This window comes from Roseovarius sp. (assembly GCF_018066915.1).
Taxonomy (GTDB): domain Bacteria; phylum Pseudomonadota; class Alphaproteobacteria; order Rhodobacterales; family Rhodobacteraceae; genus Roseovarius.
In genome coordinates this window covers 1-5,016 of sequence record NZ_JAGPVV010000205.1, presented here as the reverse complement: position 1 = coordinate 5,016, position 5,016 = coordinate 1, and the positions used below count along the sequence as shown (strand labels likewise).

2 protein-coding genes are annotated in these 5,016 nt (G+C 65.1%); both read left to right on the top strand.

Annotated elements, in window-relative coordinates:
• Nucleotides 1-2,470, top strand: a 2,470-nt coding sequence (gene addB, locus KBT70_RS11450) for a double-strand break repair protein AddB (protein WP_296633188.1), incomplete at its 5' end; no start/stop codon positions are given.
• On the top strand, nucleotides 2,467-5,016 hold a 2,550-nt coding region (gene addA, locus KBT70_RS11445; protein WP_296633183.1), incomplete at its 3' end, for a double-strand break repair helicase AddA. The genes addB and addA, both read left to right, overlap by 4 nt.

The following is a 5,016-nucleotide window of genomic DNA, read 5'->3' as shown; positions in this document are numbered from 1 at the left end:
CAAATCCTTTCTCGGCATCGTGCGGCATTATTTCGAGGCAGGCGGCGCCGCCCCCGATGTGGAAACCCGCCAACGGCTCGTGATCGAACGGCTGGCCGCACTCTGGGCCGAAACCCCGCCAACGCATCCCGTGATTCTCGCAGGCTCCACCGGCTCGCGCGGGGCGACGCAGCATCTCATGCAGGCGGTCGCGCGCCTGCCGCGGGGTGCGGTGGTGCTGCCCGGCTTTGATTTCGACATGCTCGGCGCGGTCTGGGACGCGCTGGGCGATGCGATGCTGTCCGAGGATCACCCGCAATACCGCTTTTGCCGCGTGGCGGCGGGGGCAGGGATCACGCCTGCGGATATTCGCCCGTGGTCCGATACGCCCCCCGCCAATCCGGCGCGCAATGCGCTGGTGTCGCTGGCCCTGCGCCCCGCGCCTGTGACTGATCAATGGCTGCGCGACGGCCCGCATCTGGCGGACATTGCCGGGGCCATGGCCGATGTGACACTGGTCGAGGCCCAATCGCAGCGACAAGAGGCGCTGGCCATCGCCATGCGCCTGCGTCAGGCGGCCGAAGACGGGCACACCGCCGCCCTCATCACCCCAGACCGCACGCTGACCCGCCAAGTGACCGCAGCCCTCGACCGTTGGGATATTCTGCCCGATGACAGCGCCGGTCTGCCGCTGCACCTCTCGCCGCCGGGGCGCTTCCTGCGCCATGTCGCGGATCTTTTCCGCAACCGGCTCAGCGCCGAATCGCTCCTCACGCTGCTCAAGCATCCGCTGGCGCATCAGGGGGCCGAGCGCGGTTCGCATCTGCGCCTCACGCGCGAGTTGGAATTGCACCTGCGCCGCAATGGCCCGCCCTATCCGACCGAAGAAAGCCTGCGCGACTGGGGTGCGGGGCAGAAGGATACGCTCGCCCCCGATTGGGTGAACTGGCTCTGCGATTGCTTTGTGAACAGGGACTATTCCGGCGAAATGCCGCTGGAAACCAGTGTCGCGGTGCATCTGGACCTAGCCGAAAAGATCGCTCAAGGCTGCCATGGCACAGGCTCTGGCGCGCTCTGGCTCAAGGATGCCGGCCAAGAGGCGCAAAAGGCCGTGACCGAGTTGAAAACCGAGGCCCATCACGCAGGCGCGCTCAGCGCCAGTGACTATTCCAGCCTGTTTCACAAGATCCTGAGCGCCCGCGAGGTGCGCAATCCGGTCGATCCGCACCCCCAGATCCTCATCTGGGGCACGCTTGAGGCGCGGGTTCAGGGGGCCGATCTCTTGATCCTCGCCGGGCTGAATGAAGGGAGTTGGCCCGAATCCCCCAAGCCCGACCCATGGCTCAACCGCGCGCTGCGCCATCAAGCGGGGCTCTTGTTGCCCGAACGGCGCATTGGCCTCTCGGCGCATGATTTCCAACAGGCGACTGCCGCGCCCGAGGTCTGGCTCACCCGGTCCGTGCGCTCTGCCGATGCCGAAACCGTGGTCTCGCGCTGGCTCAACCGTATTCTGAACTTGCTCTCTGGCCTGCCGGATCAGGGCGGACAGGCGACGATTGACGCCATGCGCGCCCGTGGCCGCCTCTGGCTCGACCGCGCCACGGCGCTTGAGGAACCGGGCGAGGTGCCCCGCGCCCAGCGGCCTGCGCCCGCCCCGCCCGTCACCGCGCGCCCCGATCATCTGAGTGTGACCGAGATCAAGCGTCTGATCCGCGATCCCTATGCCATCTATGCCCGCCATATCCTCAAGCTGCGCCCGCTCGATCCGCTGATGCGCGCGCCCGATGCGCTCTTGCGCGGCACGGTGCTGCATGAAATTCTCGAAGGCTTCATTCGCGAAACGCTGGAGCATTCTGCACACTGTACTCACGCTACATTGATGCAGCATGCAGAGACTGTTCTGGCCCAAAACGTCCCTTGGGCCGAGGCGCGTGCCCTCTGGCTGGCGCGTCTGGAACGGGTGGCCGACTGGTTCATCGAGACGGAATTCGCCCGCCGCGCGCGTGCGCACCCCGTCGCGTTCGAGGCCAAGGGCCGCGCCACCTTGCCCGATCTGGGTTTTACCCTCTCGGCCAAGGCGGATCGGCTCGATCTCGATGATCTGGGGCAGGTCCATATCTATGACTACAAGACCGGCGCGCCCCCTTCTGCCAAGGAACAGACCCGTTTCGACAAGCAATTGCTGCTTGAGGCCGCGATTGCCACCCGTGCAGGCTTTGGCGATATGGGGCCAAGCCGCGTGGCGCGCGCGGTGTTCATCGGGCTGGGTAGCGATCCCAAAGAACTCGATGCGCCGCTTGACGCAGAACCACCAGAAAAAATCTGGTCCGAGTTTCACGCGCTGATGTCGGCCTATTTCGACCCAAATATGGGCTATACTGCCCGCCGCGCCCCGCGCATGGCCGAGGATGATGGCGATTACGACCAACTGGCGCGCTATGGCGAATGGGAAATGACCGACACCCCGCACGTGACCAAGGTGGGCCAATGACCGCCCGTGACGCCGCCACGCAGGCTCAGGTCGATGCCGCGCGCCCCGACCTTTCAACATGGCTCTCGGCCAACGCGGGCTCGGGCAAGACGCGGGTGCTGACCGACCGCGTGGCGCGGCTCTTGCTCGACGGGGTCGATCCCCAGCATATCCTCTGCCTCACCTATACCAAGGCCGCGGCAAGTGAGATGCAAAACCGCCTCTTTCGTCGCCTTGGCGCTTGGGCGATGTTGGCCGATGACGCGCTCAAGCAGGAATTGGACCTCTTGGGCCATGAGGGCGCGATAACGGATCAGACCCTGCGCGAGGCGCGCCGCCTCTTTGCCCGCGCGATCGAGACGCCGGGTGGGCTGAAAATCCAGACGATCCACTCTTTTTGCGCCTCGCTCTTGCGCCGCTTTCCGCTCGAGGCCGGTGTCACACCGCAATTCACAGAAATGGAGGATCGCACTGCCACCCTCCTTCGCGCCGAGATTGTCGAAGAACTGGCCGCCGGGCCACACGCATCCACGTTTTATGCGCTTGCCAGACACTATTCCGGCGAAACTCTGGAAAAACTGACCGCCGAGATCGTGCGCCACCGCACCGGTTTCGCTCAACCGCTGAGCCGTGCCGACCTCGCCGCCCTCTTTGATCAGCCCGAGGGGCTGAGCCCTGAAATGATCCGCGACCGGGTGTTTTTGGGCAACGAACAGGCGCTTCTTGATCACCTCCTGCCTGCTCTTCAGGCCGGTTCCGCCAATGACGTCAAGGCTGCCGCCAAACTAGCGCGAATTGGCGCGCTCGACACCGGCGCGCTGCCGCTTTTGGAGGATGTCTTTCTCACTGGCAAGGGGGCGAAATCCCCCTTTTCCGCCAAGTTAGGCTCTTTCCCAACCAAGGCGACCCAAGGCACCCTCGCCCATGCGATGCCGCAGATCGAGCAATGGATGCTGCGCGTCGAGGATGCGCGCCCCGCGCGCCTTGCTCTCCTCGCCATGCAGAAAACCCGCGCGTTGCATGAGTTCGCCCGCGTCTTTCTGCCCGCCTATGAGCGCGCCAAGCAGTTGCGCGGCCTCCTTGATTTTGACGACCTGATCCTGCGCGCCCGTGATCTTCTGACCGATCCGGCGGTTGCGGCTTGGGTGCTCTACCGGCTTGATGGCGGCATCGACCATATTCTCGTGGACGAGGCGCAGGACACCAGCCCGGTGCAATGGCAGGTGATCGAACGTCTTGCGCAGGAATTCACCAGCGGCGAGGGTGCGCGCGCCGATGTGGCCCGCACCATCTTTGTCGTGGGCGACAAGAAACAGTCGATCTATTCCTTTCAGGGGGCCGACCCGCGCGAATTCGACCGCATGCAGCAGGAATTCGGCCTGCGCCTTGGGGCCACCAACAGCCCCCTGCAATCGCGCGTGCTGGCCTATTCCTTTCGCTCGTCGCGGGCCATCCTGACCACCGTCGATTGCTGCTTTGACCAGAGCAGCGAGAGCGGTTTTACGCCGGAAGAGGGTCACAAAGCCTTTTTTGACACGCTCCCCGGCCGGGTTGATCTCTGGCCCGTGGTCGAAAAACCGGAAGAGGATGAACCACCCGCCTGGCACATGCCCGTTGATATCCGCGCCACCAACGATCCCGCGATCCTGCTGGCGCGGCAGGTGGCGGCAGCCATGCGCGACATGATTGCCGCGCGACAGGCGATCCCCGACCCGAAATCGCTCAGCGAATTTCGCGCCGTGCAACCGGGTGATTTCCTCATCCTCGTGCGTCGCCGCTCCGCGCTCTTTCACGAGATCATCCGCGAATGCAAGGCGCAGGGCCTGCCCATCGCCGGGGCTGATCGGCTCAAGGTCGGGGCAGAGCTTGCCGTGCGCGATCTCGAGGCGCTCTTGTCCTTTCTCGCCACGCCCGAGGATAGTCTGGCGCTCGCCACTGCCCTGCGCTCGCCGCTCTTTGGCTGGTCCGAGGCGCAGCTTTACGATCTCGCCCAAGGGCGCAACCATCCCTATCTCTGGGAGGAGTTCCGCGCCCGTGCCTCCGACTATCCCGAGACTATGGCGATCCTGCGCGACCTGCTCGACAACGCAGATTTCCTTCGCCCCTATGACCTGATCGAGCGTATCTTGACCCGCCACGATGGCCGCCGCCGCCTGCTGGCCCGTCTGGGGACCGAGGCCGAGGATGGCATCGACGCCCTTTTGGCACAGGCCATGGCCTATGAACGCCGCGCGGTCGATAGTCTCACCGGCTTTCTCGTCTGGATGGAAACCGACGATCTCGAGATCAAGCGCCAACTCGACAGCGCCGGCAACCGCATCCGCGTGATGACGGTGCATGGCGCCAAGGGGCTGGAGGCGCCCGTCGTGATCCTGCCCGAATGTGGCGCATGGCGTATGCCACCGGCGCCGCAGATCGTGACCCAAGCGGGCCATGCCCTCTGGACCGGGCGCGCCGATGACATGCCCCCGACCTTGGCCGAGGCGATCGAGGCCGAGCGCCGCGCGCTCTTGGCGGAACGTGACCGACTGCTCTATGTCGCCATGACGCGGGCCGAGACCTGGCTT